The sequence below is a fragment of the Sphingobacterium sp. lm-10 genome (genome assembly GCF_023554555.1).
In the GTDB taxonomy this organism is placed as follows: domain Bacteria; phylum Bacteroidota; class Bacteroidia; order Sphingobacteriales; family Sphingobacteriaceae; genus Sphingobacterium.
On sequence record NZ_JAMJWC010000001.1, the window covers coordinates 1,420,488 to 1,440,308 of the forward strand.

Genomic DNA, 19,821 nt, shown 5'->3' on the forward strand with positions numbered 1-19,821 from the left:
AATTTGAAATGATAAAAAATGGAACTTTAGAATTTATCAATAACACTCCTCTGATAGCATTGGATAAAATAGAAACAGGGGTTGTTATTTATGCAAAGGCAGAATTTACCCAACTCGGTGGAAGTATAAAAGACCGTGTAGCCTACCAAATCATAACAGATGCTTATGCAAGCGGTAAGCTGAAAAAAGGACAGCTTGTTGTGGAAATGACAAGTGGTAATATGGGGGCAGGTCTTGCCGTTGTATGTAAACAATTTGGAAATCCCTTTGTAGCAGTGATGTCGGAGGGTAATAGCCCCGAAAGACGAAAGATTTTGAAAGCATTGGGTGCAGAGTTACTCTTGACTAAGCAAGTGGATGGAATAGCGGGCATGGTAACAGGAAAGGATATTGCTTATGCCGGAGAAATAGCTAAGGAATACGCCCTAAAAAACAACGCTTTTTATGTTGACCAGTTTAACAACCCATCAAATGTTTTAGCTCATTACAATACTACGGGGCAAGAGATTTGGAATGATTTGCCCGAAGTGGATGCCTTTGTAGCGACTATTGGAAGTGGTGGAACGTTTGTTGGAACTTCCTCATTTTTGAAAAGTAAAAACAAAAATATTAAGTGTGTGGCTGTTGAACCCGAAAATAGTGCTATAATAAAAACGGGTAGTGTTAAATCAACGAAGCACATCATACAAGGCACTGGTTATAGCTCTATTCCACCCCATTGGAAAGAGGGTTTAGCTGATGATATAATTACGGTGTCTGATGATGAAGTTAGAGAAATGACTAAAAGATTAAGTAGTGAGCAAGGTCTGTTTGTCGGTTATTCTTCGGGGGCAAATGTAGCAGGAACTTTAAAATATTTAAAACAAAATCCGAGTATCAAAAACATTGTAACAATACTTTGCGATACAGGATATAAATATTCAGACCTATAAATTATATTTCCGACTGTTCAAAAAGAACAGTCGGAAATACTCTTGATTGATAGACTACTATTTTGTTCACTAACTAAGAGCGTTTATTCAAATTATAAGTGAGAGACTATACAATACAAAAGTCATCAATTTGAGTTTTTTTTGCCATTAACTGGGGTGTAAAGATTTCAAATAACAGAATGGAAAAATTTTACAATGAAACACTGCGGAGGTTAGAAACGGCAATTAACGAATTGGAAATTGAAGTAGATTGTTCCATAGAACGGATAGAAACGGTTATAAATCTTATTGTAAAATGCTTGTCCGAAGTAAAGGATTACGTTTTAAAAAAAGGTTTTAAAGCCACTGATGAAGAAATTCGCTTTTTTAAATATCAGAAACCTGCCATTGTAGCGAAACTCATTTACTACAATGCCATTTACAAAATAGAAACTAAAAAGCCTTATGGTGCAAAGTCTATTAGGAAATACCTTACCAAAGAACTGAAAAAGCTAAAAAGGTTCTTTGATAACAACCTCGATTTTTATAAGTACTACCGTAGCAATAATTCGTTCCTTGACGAGAAAATGTTTTTACGGGGCAACCACGATATAAAGCTATGGTTGGACACCTATTATTTTCAGTTTGACCAGTCCTTTTCCACTTCACATGATTACAAGGTCGCCAAGATAATAGCCAATGATTTGATACAGGTCTACATCGAAGACCAATTGTATAACAAATTCCAAAAAGTTCAATCGAAAGTCCCCAAAAAGTTGAAATGGACAGGTAGCAAAGTGGCACTGATAGAACTGATTTATGCCCTGCACTATCAAGGCGTGTTTGACAACGGGAACAACGACATAAGAGAAGTAGCCCAATATTTTGAAAGTGCCTTTGGCATTGACTTGGGCAATTTTTATCAGACCTATTTGGAGTTGAGAAACCGGAAGATGAACCGTACAAAATTCCTCGATGCGCTTCGGGAAGAACTTATACGGAGAATGGATGAGCAGGACGAAAAGTAGGGTTTGGGCGTGCCACCGTCTGCATTTTACCCCCATGCCCAGGCTAAAGAAAAAATGCAGACGGGTCGGGCTATCCGCTATATCTTTTGCGGATCTGCGAGGACCGCAAAAGGATGTCGCTTCTATCCCTCACGCTGTATGCCGTCCAAAAAACAAAACATTTATTTCCTTTTTGGTTTCCTGTTTTCAAACTCAAAGGAGGTTTCGGCTTTATCGTTCATGACGATATAGGTATTGAATTTATTGCCCGAATTGCTTTTCATGCCTTTGAGAAGGTTGGTCTTTCCTTTGGTCACAAGGCTTTCTATATCGGCAAGGCTCAACGGCACTCCGCACACGGTACGGAATTGAAGCCAGTTGCAAGCCTCATCGGGGCATTTTACAACCTTGTTCCAAATCAATAGCTGACGGCTCTTGCATTTGGGGCAGGTCAGTTCGGGTTGTTTTTCATTGGCAATGCCAGTGTCCAAAAGTTCCCGTGTAATGGAAGTGGCATAGGCTTCCATTTCACGGTGAAAAGCACTTACATCCGTCTCGTTGTTTTCGATTTTCTGCAATGCCATTTCCCATTCGGCGGTCATGGCTACATCGGCAATCTTTTTGCCCTGTACTGCCCCGTAAACCTGCAATCCCTTATGGGTAGGGATTAGGGATTTCTTTTCACGCCGAATATAATCCTTTTTAAAGAGCGTTTCTATAATGGAGGCTCTTGTGGCAGGTGTACCGATGCCGATGTCTTTTAAGGCTTTCCGTTCGTCCTCGTTGTCAATTTCCTTTCCGGCATTTTCCATTGCGGACAACAGACCTGCCTCGGTGTAAAGCACAGGCGGTTTGGTTTTCTTTTCCAGTACGGATGCCTCTATGATTTTCAGCTCATCGCCGACCTTTAATTCCGGCAGTTCCTGTACAGGTTTGCTGTCCTCGTCTGTAAATTTTTCCTTGATGCCACGCCAACCGGCTTCGAGGATTTTACAGCCTTTCAATGTAAAATCATAGTGAAAAGCCTGCAATCCGATGTCCGTTATTTCTTTGGTACAGGCAGACGATAGGGCTTCCAGTAGGCGGTGCGCAATCATATCATAGATAACATTTTCGTGTGCTGTTAATTCGGACGGGATTTTTTCGGTAATCAGCAGACCGTGGTGGTCTGTGACCTTTACGTCATTCACGATGCGTTTGTTGAAACGCACCCATTTCACTTTTCCGACCGCTTTTTTGCAGGAAGCCCGTGCTTCCAAATTCCTTACCAGTGCAGGGATTTCCGACCATATATCTTCGGGGATGTACTTGCTCCCTGTACGGGGGTAAGTGATAAACTTCTTTTCATACAGGCTTTGGGCAATGTTCAATGTTTCCTCGGCAGTATAGAAAGCCCTTTTGTTCGCTTCTTTCTGCAATCCCGTAAGGTCGAACAGCAAAGGCGGTTGCTCCGAAACCGTTTTGGTTTCCACCGCCGTAACGGTTGCTGTTCCGATACGCTGAATAGATTTCAGCGTATCGTCAGCGAGTTTTCTGTCATCCCATTTGGTCTTGGAAAGGCTCTTAAAGTCCACAAATTCTTTACGGTGTTCCAACTGGATTTGAAAGTATTTTTTGACGGCAAAATCTTTGTTTTCCAAATACCGCTTGCAGATAAGGGCAAGCGTTGGCGTTTGTACTCTACCAAGCGAGTAAACGCCACGCCCTGCCGAAATGCTCAACGCCTGCGAGGCATTGATGCCCACAAGCCAATCGGCTTGGCTCCGTCCTTGTCCGGCTCTGTATAGCCCGTCAAAATCGCTTCCGGCTTTTAGGTTGTCAAAACCCTGTTTAATCGCCTTTTCCGTGAGCGAGCTTATCCATAGACGTTCAAAGGGTTTTCGGCACTTTAGATATTCATAGATGTACCTAAAGATGAGTTCGCCCTCACGTCCGGCATCGGTGGCCACGATAATACTATCGCATCTACCGATGACCTGTTCGATAATCTTTAACTGTTTTAATGCCCCGTTATCGGGAACATAGCTTTTGTCCTTTTTTACCTTGCGCACCGTAAGTATAAAAGGGTCGGGCAATATGGGCAGGGCTTCCCTTTGGAAGCCCGACACCCCGTAATCTTCGGGCATAGCCAATCCGACCAAATGCCCCAATGCCCACGTAATTTCATAGTCGTTCCCTGTGAGGTAGCCATCCCGTTTTTCGGTCGCTCCCAACAGGGAGGCTATTTCTCTCGCCACACTTGGCTTTTCTGCAATGATTGCTTTCATGATACTATCTCTTTTAATGGATTATGTGGTGAACATTTCTCTTTGAGAAACCCCTTCGTATTCTGTGAAAGGGGATTTCCAAAGAAAAATGTTTTTTGATGGTATTATCTTCTTACCCCTCTGGATTTAGCCGGACGGTTGGGTTCATTCTGCCGTTGCTGTTGAGTTTTGTTTTTCGGCGTTTGTTGCTCCGGTTTCAGAGGCTCGTTGACATGCTTGGTTGCTTCGCTGGTTTTCCCGTTGGAGTTTACGGCAACCTGTGTTTTGTGCGCTTCGGCAGGCTGTGCCTTATTTTTCAGCGCATTGGGGTTCTTAAAGTTGAAATTATAGTCCCCTGTTTCTTTGTTCAGCGTAACGTAACCTTTATAGGCGTTTCCTCGCCCATCTTTGAAATCCGAAATGTAAAGTGTTTTGCCCTCGGTGAGTTGCTTGTACTGTTCGTCCGAGAATGTTTTGCCACGGTAGTATTTCGGGTCGTTTTCCTGTGCCTGTTTGGGGGCTTTATCACCAAAGAGAAACTCCGTATATTTTTTGTCGGCGTTGAACTGCACATGGGCATTTTTGTTGGTACTGTTCTTAAAATCCAAGCCCTCTAAATAAATGGCTTTCCCATCTTTCAAATCCCGTTTTTGGTCTTCGGTCAATTTTACGCCCTTAATCTCATCGGGTACTTTTATCCTGTCCTGCCGGAATGCGATAACCTCGTTCGTTAGGTGGTCGATACTGATAATGGAGGGTATCTTTTCGCCTGTCTTGCGGTTGGTCAATTCCACTACACGCCCCATGTTTCCGGTTTTGAGCAGGTTTTCCCTGTCCTCTTTGGTAAACTCGTGACCAAAGAAAGGGGCTTTAAGGTTGGGTTCATGGCGTACACCATACATCATAAGTACAGGTTTCCCGTCTTCACCGTCTTGGAAACCGAGCCTTGCATCCGAGCGCATGATAACCGCACCGAAATTGACACTTGTGGGATATACCTTATTGGCCTTATAGCCCTTTAACAGTAAATCCAATTGCCCGTCTTTTTCAAGCCTCTCTTTGTTTATCCCAAATTGCGCTAAATAATTCCAGTCCACATCTTCCGCCTTATAGCGGTATTCACTTTTTTCTGGTGCTTGCTGTGTTTCCGGCGTCGCCTGTGGTGCTTCCACATCCTTGTTGGTTTCCTGTTGTTGCTCTTTTGGCTCTTTGACCTCATGCTTTGCAATGACAGCCTCGCCCTCTTTGGTGGGGGCATTGACCTGTTTCTGCATTTCTTTGGCGGTTTCTACCGCTTCCTTTGCAGGTACTTTGAAGAACGATAAATGGGTCGGGTCTTTAAGCTGTCGCCAAAAGTTGGAGAAGAAATTTGTAAACAAATCTCCGGCTCTGTCCACTCGCATAAATTGGCTTTGGTTTTTCTTATTGGCATCAACGGTTTTCAGATTGCCGTTTTCGTCAACGCCCGTGACGGCTTGGATTTTCTTTTTTTCCTTGTCCATCACCAACAGCACATCCGAAAGCTGTTCGGGATATTGCTGTTGATTTTCATTTGTCTGTTCGCTCATGATATTGATCTTTTAAAGTTTACATTGCCCGAAAGTAAGCGAAGCAGGTACGGCTATGCCGTACCCGTCTTTTCGTGGTGGGGTTTGTCATCGGTTTTCTTTTGTACGCCGTATGGGGGCTTTGAAACTTTCCCTTATGAACTGATGTACATCCGATAGTTTGTAGTACAGTTTCCCGCTAATGGTGTAATACGGTAGCTTGCCTGTGGAGCGGTAGCGTTGCAGGGAGCGGTGGCTGATTTTCAGCATGAGGAGCAGGTCTTGGTTGTCTAGTAATTCCTCGCCGTCTATGCTGTGCCGTTCTTTCTTTATATTTAGAACGTACTCTTTCAAAATATCGAAACGCTCCATTATACGTTCCATCCATGCGATAAATTCCATTCTGTCGATGTTCATAACAAATACTTTTAATGATTTCTAACACCACAAAGTTGGAGCGATTGGCGCAGGCTGTCTTCCGATAAGTGTCTATCAAAAAGGCACTTTTTTCATTTTTATACAATTCATGTAAAATGGTTTTTTTAGGGTCTTTCCGCACTTTTGGTCAGTCGGTCGGCATCCCATCCAATCGATTTGCCCATAGACACATATAGGCAAACGGGCAAAAAAAAGACAGCACCGATTGATGCTGTCCTTTTTGATGGAAAGAGAAGACCAAAATTATAGGTTGTCTTCCCTATCCATATATTCCTCTAAGCTGTATTTGAGTTGGTCTAAAAACAACGTCCGTGAGCCTGCACGGGTTTTCATTCGGTGGAAGCTGTTATGGATGTCGTTCAGTGAGACACGGAACAGGATTTGGAATACCATGCTGATTTTGCGGATGCCTATTTTCCCATGTGCAATGGCATCACAGGCATAGAGCGCATAAATCAATTCGATAAGGGCATTTTTTGATTGTGTCCAGAAAACATCTTTGGTTTCCTCATTCTGTAGCAGTACATCGGGATTTTGTTCGGGGCTTAACTTTGTCGTCAGATAGTTATAGATTAATTCATTGGCGATGATTTTAGCTACTTTGAAATCAAAGTAGGTCGAAAAGTTAGTGTCAATTTCAAATACAAAGCTGTTCAGCCCATCATAACAGTTGATTTTCCCAAGTGTGAAATATTGTTCATCCCGATCAGTTCTGCCGGAACGGTAATAGCGGTAAAAATCGGAATTGCAGACATGTTCCGTATATTCCTCTTTTAAGTCTCGTAGGTGCATGGCAAAATAGCTTTCATACATATTTCCATTGCTTGCAGGACAGGATGTTTCAATTCTAAACACTTTGTTGTAATAAATGAGCTTACCAAGAACAGTTGGTTTTATCTGTTTAAAGAAAAGGATTTCGTCCTCTAATGTTGCGAAGCCCTCGTTCATAATATCTTCTTTGATGTCTCCGAGAAGTTTTTTCAGATAGATTGTCATCCCGTAAGCTTCGGCCATAAAACTCGATGCCTCAGCCGACAATTTCTGCTCCTGTTTTTGTATGTCGGAGACTATTTTGTGTAATAGGTGTCTCATAATACTAAAGGTTTATTAAATGAATCCACTACTCCTGCACAAAATTTAGCATTAGTACCGAACTTTTTCCATGAGACAGGACGAACTCATGGAAGATTTTTATTAAAATATAGCTATTAGATAGTTTGAAGATTTTTTTTTGAGCAATATATGTTTACATTTCATGGATGCCTTTGAGACTTTTTTTATTAAATTCGTTAAAAAAACGCTATAATATATAGCGTGTAATTACACTGTTATATAATGGCAAGAAAATTAACCACCAATTCCAGACTCGTTAATGAGTTGTTTGCGAATTACATCAGCACATTTGTAGCATTTAGCGAGTTAATGAATAATTCTATCCAGGCTAAGAGTAAAAATATTTGGATCGAGATAGATTATGCCGCTGACGAAGAACTAAGCACAACCTTCATAAAAAGGATATCAATAAAAGACGATGGAAAAGGTGTTCACGTAAATGAACTTGAAGCCAAACTATTAGATATTGGAACGACTAACAAGGACGGTGGAAAAGGAATAGGTAGATTTGCAAGCTTTCAGATTGGAAAAGAAATTGAAATTGAAACGGTGGGATATTGCACTGAAAGTAAGACTTTTTCTAAGGCCGTAATACCTCTCTCTTTTGATAGTTTCGGTAATAATATCAATGTGTCCGAGATCAATATACCTACTGATGAGGAAATTTTAAAAGGAAAGAACCATAATACATATTATAAGGTGAGTATTACGAACCTCTATCCTTCGTATGTTACAGACAAAGAACCAAAGAAAAAGATAATTGATAAATTTTTACGGCAAAATATAGCGGATGCAATTTTTGAAAGATATCCTCTGAAAATTTTTAATAAAGAGATTGTCTTCCACATAAACGGTCAAACAATCAACCCAACTGATTTTGTAACTAGTGAACCAATTAAAATTGCTTCAACATTTACAGATATTAAAGGGAAGGAACATAAGGTACTCTTTGACTTTATGCCAATAAAAAAAATTGAAAAAATAAAAGTCTTTCTAACAGTTCAGAATGCAGGATTGAATACAATTGCAGGAAGTTTAGAATACGACGCAACTTGGTTAAGTCCTAAAGTTGGAGGATGGTTTATTTATGTGTCATCTTCTACGCTGTCTTCTGATATTTATCGCAATATTGACCTAGATGATCTGGATCCTGATTGGAGAAAAGTTAGGGAATTTATCAAAAACAAACTAAATATCTTTTTTAAGGAGAGAAATCAGGAGTTTGATAACTTTTCAGATAATCTAAAAAAAGATACATATTACCCATATAAAGAAAAGACAAGTTCACAATCCAAAGTGATACTATTCGACAAATTAGCTTATCTGGTAGAAGATAGATACCATTTGTTAAAAGACGATAATCAACTTAGAGAGATCATTTATCCATTAATAGACAGAACAATATCAAATGGAGAGCTTAACAAAATTCTTTCTAGCATATTAAAGCTAAATAACAAGCTTATATCCAAATTCTCTGACTTGTTAGAAAAAACTGATTTAGAAAATATAATAGAATTTTCGGACAAAGTTGCTAATAAGATTGAAGAAGTGGAGTTTTTGGAAAAGCTGGTATATAGTGATATAGCCAAAAATGTAAAGGAACGAAAAGAATTACATAAATTTCTTGAACGTATGTTGTGGATATTTGGAGAAGAATATAGTGAAACCACAAAATTACTTTCAGATAAAAACCTTGAGAAAAATCTAATTCAATTGCGGGATGACTGTCTTGGATATAAAGCGTCGAAAAAAGATGAAAATATCAATGAAGTCGCTGAGCGGTCTGTCAAATCTATTACAGATTTGTTCATGTACAACCAACGGATATTAGATCATAAAAGGCGAGAAGTTTTAATAGTTGAGTTGAAAGCACCTAAGGTTAAAATTAGTCCGAAGGAAATTGCTCAAGTGATGAAGTATGCACGAGAAATTGAGAAGCTAAATTCAATTAGTCGTGATGTTTCTTTCAAAATACTTCTCCTAAGCTCTGAAATTAATTCTGATGCTACGTTCGATATTCAGGGCAGGCAAAAAGGTGAGGATAATCCATATTTTTATTTCAGAAACGAGAATAAGAATATTGAGATATGGATCATGAAATGGTCCGACTTAATTGAAAATGTGAAGAGAAAACTTCAATATATGGCAAATCTACTTCAAACCAAGGACATTGATGTACAGGAGAAGGCGCAGAGAGATTTCGCAGATATTGAGTTCAACAAGGTTAGTTCGTCATTAAAAAGGGTGGCGATTTAAAAAATTATGTATGGCAAACCATTTATTTTTGATCGGGATCAATAAGTATTTAAAAAACGATCATCTCTTGAGTTGTGTTAAGGATTGCGAAGACCTTAAGGATGTACTAATAGAGAAATATAACTTCGAAGAAAGCAAAACATATAGTGTTTACGATGAGCGAGCAACAAGTTTAAATATTTTAACAGCTTTAAAAAAATATGCAAGCAAATTAGATGAGGAGGATAATCTAATAATCTATTTTTCAGGACATGGGGAATTAGATGATGAAGAAGACATGGGGTATTGGGTTCCATATGAAGCAACTAATTTTACTCAATTTATATCGAATAGGGACATAGTTGGATGCATAGAACGAATAAATTGCAAACACATTTTTTTAATTTCCGACAGCTGTTTTTCGAATAGTTTATTAACCCAAGGAAAGTTCAAAAAATCAGCAGTATACTTTGAAAAAAGCTCAAGATGGGCACTAACATCTGCCTTTAACGAGGCGAAAGATGCTGATAACGAGACTAACACATTATTTTGTGAATATATTCTAGAGTATCTTAATAGTACCGAGAGGGAATTCCGTGTTTCTGAATTAATTGAGTATGTCAAAAGTAAATATTACACGAATCGGTTTCAAACGCCTCAAGGCGGGCCTATAGCAGTTTCTGGACATAGAGGTGGAGAATTCGTTTTTTATCCAATTGAAGGAATTGACAAACGAACTTTCAAAGGTTATAATGACTTTTTAAAAGTATTACGGTTCTACAAGCAGAATGCTTCGTTTATGCATATGGATTCTATGGAAGATAGATCCAACCGAGTAGGTTACGTTCTGTATAACGAAATCGACTTAACAAGAAAGACTACATACTATTTGTATCTATATGATGGTACAAATCAAACCAAAACGTTCGAATTACTTCGTTCGAAACACTCAAAAATATTTGCAGATAAAAACCTAATTATCTTTATTACACCAGATCGAACACAACGGAATAGGGATATTCGAAAGAAAAACATTCAGGATAAGTTTAAACCTGTAAATACATTTTACCTTGATGATTTTATCAAAGATTATTGTAACCCTAAATTTGGAAATGAAGAAGATTCCAAATACTTAAGCATTTCCAACTTTGTATTACCTCCGTTCAAATACGAATTTAATGCGTCTGGAATAAATGAAATATTTAAATATTGGTTTATTTCCGTCGAAGAACCAATTTTTGTAATCAAAGGTAGTGGTGGTATAGGAAAGACAACGCTTGCCCAATATTTAGCTGATGACCTAACAAAAAGCAATCCCGGCTTACAAGTATTGTTTATTGATTCAGTTCAGATTAAAGATAGCTTACTCAAGAGTAAAAAAGCTGACACTTTAAATATTTTCAATTTTTACGAAGCCCAATTTGATACAGATGGCAACACTCAAAATATGTTGTCAGAGGAGCTTTTTAGGATTAATCTTGACGCAGGTAATATTTTATTGATAATAGATGGTTTAGATGAGGTAATTTCTAAAATTCCTAATTTTAATATAACAGAGTTTCTAAACTCAATTAAAGAGTTCAGTTCCGAATTATGTAATGGTAAGGTGATAATTACGTGTAGATCATTTTTTTGGAACCAAAGTGAATTGGTAGACACGAATTTTAAAACCATAGAGTTAGAACCATTTGACAAGACTTTAGCTCTTGAATTCTTTAATATGTCGTTCGATCGTGATTCAAAAAAAAGTGAAAAAGCTATCAAAATTGCCGATGATTTCAGATATCCTACGGATTCTGATCAAGAGACATATATTTATCATCCTTATGTATTGGACATTGTTAGAACATTGATACAGAGTGATGCCGAGCATCTAGACGTAATCGATACTGATTTGGATTCTATATATCTAAACAGCAAAGTCAAATCAGATTACATAATTTTCAGAGTTTGTACTAGAGAGCAAATTAGGGTAGATCAAATTGAGGTTGATAAACAAATAAAATTCTTTATAGATTTTTCTGTTAATAATCGAGGAATATTAAAAATAGATGATTTACACAATGAATTAGAAAAAAGTCTAGGACAGAGAATCAATAATACACAGGTTGAGGCATTTAAGTCTCATCCATTTTTGAAAACTGTCGGAAAAACTTTATTGTTTAGGTATGATTTTCTGGTAGACCAATTTAAGGCAATATATGTGTCCAAATTTATTACTTACAATAATATTGAAATCAAGATAACAAAGAAATTTATTGAGATTATAACAGATAGTTGCTGGTATGGTTCCGCTTTTAATCATGATTTAGCAAACCGTTTAGAGAAATGGACTGACGACGAATTATTATTAGTTAATGAAATATTATTACAGATAGATTCGATGGTATTGGAAATATTGGCAAAAAGAAAAGCTATCGCTAACATTTTTAACCTTTGCCTGAATATCAATCATAAATATTTTAATAATAGTACAGAGAAAAATACTGAACTATTGAGCTCCTTATTCGGTGGTACAAAAGGACATATCCGCAACGTTAGTATTATCAATGTAAATCCAGAAAGACCACCAAGATTCGACTTTTCTAATCTAACAATAGAAAAGTCTTACATAGACAACTTTGGTAATTTCTCAAAATGTACTTTTAACGAAAAGACTATGTTTGTCGATTGTACAATACTGAACACAGAATTTCATTCAGCTACTCTATCATTGTCCAAAGATAGCTTTATAAACTGTTCCTTCGATTCATTATTTGATTCATCCTTCGCTTTACGCGAAAGCACTAAAGAAGATTCTGCAAAAACTTTACGAACATTTTTACAATCATTTTTTAAGCTGTTTTACAGTGGCGGTAGATTAGGCAGACAATGGGAACATAAAGTTATTTCCCCCAGATTTAACGGAATAAACAAGATAAACATTGAATATAACAAATTTATCTCGATATTGAAAAAGCAAGAAATATTAATGGTTACAAAAGAACTAAACAAAAATAAGTTTGAATTATGCGAGGGTTCAAAGGAGTCGGTAATGAAGTTCGTTAAAGATGGGACAGTTGACTCAATTTTGCTGAAACTAATTAATGAGATAAATACCAAGAAATAGGATGATGGTCTATTAATACTTTCTTATCAACAGGTTCATAGAAAAGGTGAATTATCATCTATCACCTTTTCAGTTGTCTTACTTTAGTATAAATCTTAGACTGTTTAGGGGGATTACACGCCATATCATACTGGTAAGGACTTTCTTTCAATTGATTCAGTCGCCTTAAATCTTCCAAAAAAGAGTTCGAGTTTTGTACCAACGGGTTCACAAGAATAGCCACTCAAACGAGTGGCTATTCTTGTTTCCACCCGATTCGAACAGAAGCGTTGGGAAGGATTCGATTCTAGAAGGATCAGGCTACCGTGCGGGAATCGTGCGACTGAGCCAATCCCAGCGGGTATGAGACCTTAATTCTATTCATTCCTTAGACTATCTATTGGCTTGGCAAGTGATGCTTTGATAGACTGAAAACTGATTGTCACTAGGGAAATACCAATCGCCATGAAGCCTGCAATCAAAAAATAATACCATTGTATCTCAATTCGGTACGCATAATCTTTTAACCAGTTATTCATCGCCCACCAGGCGACGGGTGAAGCGATCACAATAGCCAAAATAACCAGCTTAATAAAATCATGTGAAAGCAGCAAGGTAATTTGCGTGACTGATGCTCCCAACACTTTGCGCACAGCGATTTCTTTTACGCGAGTTTCAGCCATATAGGCGACAAGGGCTAATAAACCTAAACATGCAATAAAAATAGTCAGACCGGCGAATAACATGGAGATGGTGCCAACGGCTTGGGTTTCTTTAAATTTACTTTTAAAAACCTGATCAATGAAATGGTATAAGAACGGATAATCAGGATTGTACTTTTTAAAAACAGCTTCAATCGCTTTCAGGCTTTCCGCGGTATTCTTGGCTGGATTTAGTCGATAGTGTATAATATTAAACCACGCATGAGGACCCAAAACAACCGCTGGCTCCTGTTTCCCAAATGGTGACCCGATCACAAAGTCTTTAATAACGCCGACTACGACACGCTTTTCTCCATCGCCCATTATCGTACTGCCTACCGGATCGTCCAATTTGAGCGCTTGCACAGCAGACTCATTAAGTAGTACCGCTAGGCTATCTGTAGGAAATGTATTGATATCAATATCTCGCCCTGCCAACAGTTCAAAACCCAAGGTCTTTACCCCATCGGCATCTGAGCTGAAGCGGACATAGTTTATTCTTTTATCCGCTTCCGTTGAAGCATCTGATGTAAATCCCTGGCCGGAGCTCCATCGATCGGTAATGGGAGACATATTTTTGGATACAGACAAAACCGCATTGCTTGCTAATAGTTCATCACGAATCTGCTCATAATGCCTATCTATCGTACCCTCTATATACGTATAAGCCAGCCCGTTTTCCTGATATCCTCTATCGCGATCCTTCGTGTGTTGGATTTGCTTCGCCACAACCACCGTAGAGATGACCAATATAATGGCTAAAGTAAATTGCAACACGACGAGCAAAGAACGGATACTAACTCCTTTCGCGGTACCCTTAAACTTTCCTTTCAACGTACTGATCGGTGTAAATCGGGAAAGGAAAAATGCCGGGTAAATACCTGCCAATAACCCGGTCAATAGGGCAAAAGCAACGAGAAACAGCCAGGTCACAGGCGTTAAGAATGATATGGAAAGATCCTTTGAGACCAGTTGGTTAAAATAAGGAAGGACAATAATCATAATAATTACTGCCAGAATCATAGCTAAAAAACTAACAAGCATACTTTCCGAAAGGAACTGGACAATTAGGCTTTTCCTTCCTGCGCCCACTACTTTTCTGACACCTACCTCCTTTGCGCGTAATTCAGATTTCGCGGTACTCAAATTCATGAAATTGATACAAGCTACCAATAGTATAAATACTCCTATCCAGGCAAAAAGTCGGACAAGATCAATACGTCCGCTAGTATACGCACCCCCTTTACCATTATCATACAAATAATGATCGCTGTAAGGTGTGGCAAAAATCTCCGATGTATTCTTACTGTAGGTGTTATTGATATTAGTATGATCCCGGGCAAAGGTTTTTATTTTATCATTGAAATCGGCTAATTGCACATTTTCCTTCAGCAAAATAAACGTCGTAATGGAGTTATTCGCCCAATTCTCATCGTAATATCCAATTTTTTTAGCATAATCCCAGGATAGCAAGGCTTCAAAATCAAAGCTGGAATTTGCAGGGATATCCTGGATAACGGCCTGCACTTGTACCTGATTTACGGAGTCAATTCGGATGATCTTACCTATAGGTTCTTCCTCACCGAAGAGCGCCTTCGCCTTGGACTCCGTCAATACGATAGACATCGGATCTTTCAGTAAACCGCGCTTTTCTCCGGATACCAGTGGCAAGTCAAACAGGTCAAAAAAACCAGGATCAACAAAAGAGGTATTGGTTTTAATCTTTTTATGTTGATACGTAGTTAGAAAATGATTATCATCGCCATACCGGGAGTACGAATCCAGATCTGCAAACTCCTCTCCCATCGCTTCCCCTAAAATTTTTGGCGTATTTATCCAGGCGAATTTAGAACCTTCATAATCATCTCTGTTGCTAATAATATACACACGATCGCCCTTTTTATGATAGCGATCCATTCTCAGCATATTCTGCAGCCACAATGCTATCATCAAACAACCCGCCATGCCGATCGCTAACCCGACAATGTTAATGGCAGTAAATGCCTTGTTTTTTTTTAGATTACGTAAGGCTATCGTGAAATAATGTTTAAGCATGGCTGACTTTCTTTGATGTTATGTTAAGAGGCTTGGCAAGTTAAAATAGATTATTCTCACTTATTGTCACCCTCTTTAAAATCCTTCAAGCTATCTGCCAAAATTATAATAAACTGATAATCAAAACATATGATCGTTATTTTTTTTATTAAATGTCCGTTTTTGAACGTTTTCTGTACGGTAATGGACAGTCTTTCCAAACTTAAGGTAAGAGCTACTTGTCAAGCATTTCGAGGCTATAATATGTTGCTGATCATCCAAAGGATAAACGGTAAAATTGTCTTATAAGAAATTAAGCCTATAAAACTAACCCGGCTATCGAGGTTCTATATGCAGTATATCGGTCTGATTATTCTCCATGCAATGTATCCTGATTTTGTCGCCTACTTTCATGTCTTTATATTCATATTCAGGGTTAACCAACGACGTTCTTGTCGATCGCACAGGCCTGTCGGCTTCCGTAAATACGACATAACTATGGCCCACTCCCGGAGTGAAAGCGATCTGTAGATCGACGATATAGGTATCAATAACGATTTTATGAGTTGCTCGAATGTTCGACAACGTTTGTTTATAAAATGGAAGACCAAATTTAAAAAACAAGTACGCACATACGATGACGATGACTACACCAAAGAAGTCACCTGCGTCTTGATTTCCAGCCACATAAGACCATAAAGAATTTATGGCAATTATGAGACATCCGAGAAGAAGCGGAAAAATAAGTGTAGCTCCTACGATCATTCGCATTGAATACAACTTTTTGAGGGCTGCTTTTTCGGCGATAGAAAGTGGTTCCTTATTAACAGTCATAGTTTCTCTATCTAAGTTCAGTTAAAGTATTCCATAAAGATCCACACCAAACTCAAGGGCAATCGTTACGATAGAAAAAAGTGGAATCGGCGTACAGCAAAGCATCAACATAATCGTCCAAAAAATTGATGTAGAGAAGATCGTTTTTCTATACACAATCAAGACACCTACCATACCAATAAATGCTAAAATCCAAATAATGGGTATCTGAATATAAACAAATGCCAAACTTCTGTCAGATACTACTCTGTCTAACATCAGATACAAAATAATGGTAAACAAATTGGCCAAAATGGCAATTAGCATTAGCGGCTTCAATTTTCTCATGATCAAAATATAGTTAGTCTCCCATAGTGAGGGATATTATTGCAATATAAACTATTTAACTCTCTATGACCATGCTTTTTAGATTATGTGACTACAAAGCTGATTTGATTTTAAAAATACCTCGTGTTGGAATTGATGTTTATAGCTAAATGCACTGACAAGCTTATCGTATTTCCCCAGCACTTCAACATCGAAATGAATATCTAGGTCTACATATTATGCTTCAATCAACTCCTTTGTTTGCCTTACTGCTTCTCGCTGAGATTTTAAATCTAAATTCAGTCGTGCAATTATATTTTCGTTTGCTAATCCATAAATGAACAGATAACTGATGAGCTTCTTTACTCTAGTATCAGTTATTGCTAACTTAATTCTGGACAGATTTTTCGAAAATGACCTTCGTTGCTCTCTAGCCAATAGGATTAACTCTTTTATACCCCGCATGCCTTTGCTTGTTATTGCAGGTATCTCAGTACTGTAGATGTCGTCTATTTGATGGGCATTAGGAAATGGACTTGCAGAAACAGCGGGATTAGGTTGGCTTCTTCCTGTAAGTCGCTGACGCTGGTAGATACTAAGCCCAAGTATACTGGTATTTAAATCAGTGCCCGACTTACCGACGGTGACACTTGCTCCTCTTACGCCTATGGAAGTCGAAATTCCGCTCTTACTAAAATTAAGGTGGACACCCGGGATAATCTTTATCCGCCTTCTAAAATTCCATGCCATATATTTCTCTGTTAATACTTTTGAATGAATGATTTCAGGTGTAATGTTGTTATGCAGATACCTTTCCCTCAGTGTTACTTTCAGGAAATAAAATGGACACCAAAACGGATAAGATCAATATACCTCCCACTATACTTAATGAAACTGGAGAGGAGATATGATACCATGGAGAGATAATCATTTTGATGCCTATGAAGGTTAAAATTATAGAAAGCCCGTAAGGCAACTTGCTAAACATATGAATAAAGTTAGATAGTAGGAAGTAAAGGGATCGAAGGCCAAGAATGGCAAAAATATTGGAGGTATACAGTATAAACGGGTCTTTGGAAATAGCAAAAATGGCAGGAATAGAGTCAACCGCAAATAACACATCTGTAAACTCGATTACCGCGACGACCACCAACAGCGGCGTAGCCAATTTTACCCCATTTTGGACGGTAAAGAATTTATCTTGATCGTAGTTATCCGCAACCTTCCAAAATCTTTTGATCATCCGAGCGCCGGCTGTTCTATTAAAATCTTCGTCTTCATCATCATCTCCACTTCCCCAAGATTTAACCCCGGCAAACACTAGAAAGATACCAAACGCGGTCAACACAATATTGATATCCCAAGGTAAATTAGGTGTTCCAAAATACGTCAATATTGGATTCAAGTAGGTTACTTGAATAAGGCCAACACCAGCAAAAATAAAAACAGCACGGAATACTAATGCACCCATAATACCCCAAAACAAGACTTTGTGGTGCAGCTCACGAGGCACTTTGAAATACGAAAAAACCAAAATAAAGACGAATAGATTGTCCACGGATAATGCTTTTTCGATCCAATAGGCTGCCTGAAACTGGGTAAATTTTTCCAGTGCGACAGCACGTCCCCCCGCATCCTGGCTGAACACATAATAAACTACAGCCGAAAAAATCATCGCTAGGGAAATCCAAACTACGGTCCAAATGGTGGCCTCTTTGGAGGTAACCACGTGGCTTTTCTTGTTAAAAACTCCTAAGTCTAACATTAGCATAACGATTACCGTTATACCAAATCCCCAAATTAGGCCAGGGTGTAATTCTAAAATACTTTTTTCCATTTTTTGATTGATTATTGATTAGTAATTGTAATGTATAGTAACCTGCCGCCTTCTTCATCGGATAGTAGAATTTTCTTGCCATCCGTAAGCTCTACCATCGAATTAGTAGGTATATCCTTTTGTTCCGTGATATCCCGCAGGCCTGAAAGATTTTGATTTACGAGCATCCATTTATTTTGATAGAAAGTAAAATATCCTACCGGTTTCTTATCAGTATCCGTAAGCGTTTCATTGCGAATAATTTTACGCGTAACATGCCAATAGAAGAGATATTGATTGTGGTATACCATGAGTCTATGGCCCTCCGGTTTCCAAACTTTGTCTTTAAATTTGTAGTAAAGGTCTATTACAGGCAGCGTACCTTGATGTGCTGTACCACAAAATGGACAAACAGCCTTAGCCGAGTTATCAAAGACGTACCATTTCTCAGCGCATGTTGGATTACTACAAGGTTGTATAAGGTCTACCGTTTTCAGCAACGCGGTTTCCCATTCATTGGCTATAGGGCGAAGCATAGGATTGTGCAGACCGTCTATAAATGCTCTTTTAAACAGTTCAGCAAGATAGGGTCCCGTTTTAGTATAAGGGATCTGCGTAGGGTTTCCCCAAAAAGAATCCCATTTTCTTAACTGACCTGCTTTGACAATATTCATATAATCTGTGGGATGTTCGACAAAAAGAGCCTTCTCTCCCATAGCCAAAAGTTCGTCCTTCTCCGCGTCAAGATCCCAAATTTTACTACCACGTAAAGGATGACGACGCAGCAAGTACATATATATTAAGACAGCCAATGCGTGCAAATCTGTCTTTTGATTGGGCAATACCCGATCGGCGTCATTTAATTTTAGGTGTTTGGTCTTTAACACTTCCGGGGCAATGAAATCGGCTGTACCAATCACTTCTGGAGGATATAAACCCGGAACAACTAATCCATCCAAATCAATAATATTCGCAGACTTCGTCACCGGATCAATCAGTACATTGTTGTATGACAAGTCCGAATGAGCAAGCCCCATTTGATGCATTTTCTTGACACCGCGGCAGATATTTATGGCTATTTGGAAATAGCTCAACCAATCTCCCAGTTCCGATTGATCTAGAGAAAGTGGATATTGCTGGTTTCGAAAAGAGGGAGCTGTGAACCATTTTCCTACTTTTTCTCCACCTTTAATGGTGTTATTAGCTTTGTACCCTTTACCAAAGAAAAATTTATCGTCATAAATTGGCACGACCACTCCTGTCTTTCCATCTCGTTCTACCGCATCGTACGGCCAACGATAAATGTCTTCCAAGAAATAATCACCTGCATTACCATTTTTGATATTATCTAGGTATAACGTGACAATTCGCTTTATCCGATCACGCTGATTAAAGTCCAATGGGGTACGGAAGAACGCGACCACGTATTGTCTATCGGGAGCAAAATAGACATCTTTTACCCCTCCCCGTTTAGGATTTCCATCATCAATGTATTTATAGCTTCTAGATGAATCTATAATAGACCTTACGTGTACCGTTTTCATG

The 19,821-nt window shown here is 38.6% G+C and carries 14 protein-coding genes; 4 read left to right on the forward strand and 10 right to left on the reverse strand.

Annotated elements, in window-relative coordinates; translation table 11 throughout:
- Positions 1 to 8 precede the first annotated feature (8 nt).
- On the forward strand, positions 9 to 932 hold the full coding sequence (locus M8998_RS05620; RefSeq protein WP_249991187.1) for a PLP-dependent cysteine synthase family protein: 924 nt from the start codon (positions 9 to 11) through the stop codon (positions 930 to 932).
- A gap of 179 nt (positions 933 to 1,111) precedes the next feature.
- Entirely contained in the window at positions 1,112 to 1,939 is an 828-nt protein-coding gene (locus M8998_RS05625) for an RteC domain-containing protein (protein ID WP_249991189.1), read from the forward strand.
- 161 nt (positions 1,940 to 2,100) lie between these two features.
- Here M8998_RS05625 and M8998_RS05630 read toward each other — a convergent pair whose 3' ends face one another.
- From M8998_RS05630 to M8998_RS05645, 4 genes are all read right to left on the reverse strand, one after another.
- Entirely contained in the window at positions 2,101 to 4,185 is a 2,085-nt protein-coding gene (locus tag M8998_RS05630; RefSeq protein ID WP_249991190.1) for a type IA DNA topoisomerase, read from the reverse strand.
- Between the two features lie 104 nt (positions 4,186 to 4,289).
- Positions 4,290 to 5,732, reverse strand: a complete 1,443-nt coding sequence (locus M8998_RS05635) for a DUF3945 domain-containing protein (RefSeq protein WP_249991192.1) — start codon at positions 5,730 to 5,732, stop codon at positions 4,290 to 4,292.
- 87 nt (positions 5,733 to 5,819) lie between these two features.
- The gene (locus tag M8998_RS05640) at positions 5,820 to 6,128 is read right to left on the reverse strand and encodes a helix-turn-helix domain-containing protein (RefSeq protein ID WP_013632691.1); all 309 of its coding nucleotides are present in this window, start codon (positions 6,126 to 6,128) and stop codon (positions 5,820 to 5,822) included.
- 264 nt (positions 6,129 to 6,392) lie between these two features.
- Complete coding sequence (locus tag M8998_RS05645) at positions 6,393 to 7,241, reverse strand: RteC domain-containing protein (RefSeq protein ID WP_249991194.1); 849 nt, start codon at positions 7,239 to 7,241, stop codon at positions 6,393 to 6,395.
- 243 nt (positions 7,242 to 7,484) lie between these two features.
- Between M8998_RS05645 and M8998_RS05650 the strand changes: the two genes are divergently transcribed.
- Both M8998_RS05650 and M8998_RS05655 read left to right on the forward strand, forming a co-directional pair.
- Positions 7,485 to 9,518 carry an ATP-binding protein gene (locus M8998_RS05650; protein ID WP_249991196.1) on the forward strand — a complete coding sequence of 678 codons (2,034 nt, stop codon included), beginning with the start codon at positions 7,485 to 7,487 and terminating at the stop codon, positions 9,516 to 9,518.
- A 10-nt stretch (positions 9,519 to 9,528) separates the two neighbouring features.
- The gene (locus tag M8998_RS05655) at positions 9,529 to 12,606 is read left to right on the forward strand and encodes a caspase family protein (protein WP_249991198.1); all 3,078 of its coding nucleotides are present in this window, start codon (positions 9,529 to 9,531) and stop codon (positions 12,604 to 12,606) included.
- Positions 12,607 to 12,962: 356 nt separating this feature from the next.
- On the opposite strand, the gene M8998_RS05660 is transcribed toward M8998_RS05655, so the two are convergent.
- The 6 genes from M8998_RS05660 to M8998_RS05685 form a co-directional block, all read right to left on the reverse strand.
- Positions 12,963 to 15,341 carry an ABC transporter permease gene (locus M8998_RS05660; protein ID WP_249991200.1) on the reverse strand — a complete coding sequence of 793 codons (2,379 nt, stop codon included), beginning with the start codon at positions 15,339 to 15,341 and terminating at the stop codon, positions 12,963 to 12,965.
- Between the two features lie 315 nt (positions 15,342 to 15,656).
- Positions 15,657 to 16,154, reverse strand: coding sequence for a hypothetical protein (locus tag M8998_RS05665; RefSeq protein ID WP_249991202.1), 498 nt, complete (start codon positions 16,152 to 16,154; stop codon positions 15,657 to 15,659).
- A 21-nt stretch (positions 16,155 to 16,175) separates the two neighbouring features.
- Entirely contained in the window at positions 16,176 to 16,481 is a 306-nt protein-coding gene (locus M8998_RS05670) for a hypothetical protein (RefSeq protein ID WP_249991204.1), read from the reverse strand.
- Between the two features lie 216 nt (positions 16,482 to 16,697).
- Entirely contained in the window at positions 16,698 to 17,210 is a 513-nt protein-coding gene (locus M8998_RS05675) for a DUF4236 domain-containing protein (RefSeq protein WP_249991213.1), read from the reverse strand.
- A gap of 49 nt (positions 17,211 to 17,259) precedes the next feature.
- Positions 17,260 to 18,297 carry a TerC family protein gene (locus tag M8998_RS05680; protein WP_249991215.1) on the reverse strand — a complete coding sequence of 346 codons (1,038 nt, stop codon included), beginning with the start codon at positions 18,295 to 18,297 and terminating at the stop codon, positions 17,260 to 17,262.
- 11 nt (positions 18,298 to 18,308) lie between these two features.
- On the reverse strand, positions 18,309 to 19,820 hold the full coding sequence (locus tag M8998_RS05685) for a helix-hairpin-helix domain-containing protein (protein WP_249991217.1): 1,512 nt from the start codon (positions 19,818 to 19,820) through the stop codon (positions 18,309 to 18,311).
- Position 19,821 lies beyond the last annotated feature (1 nt).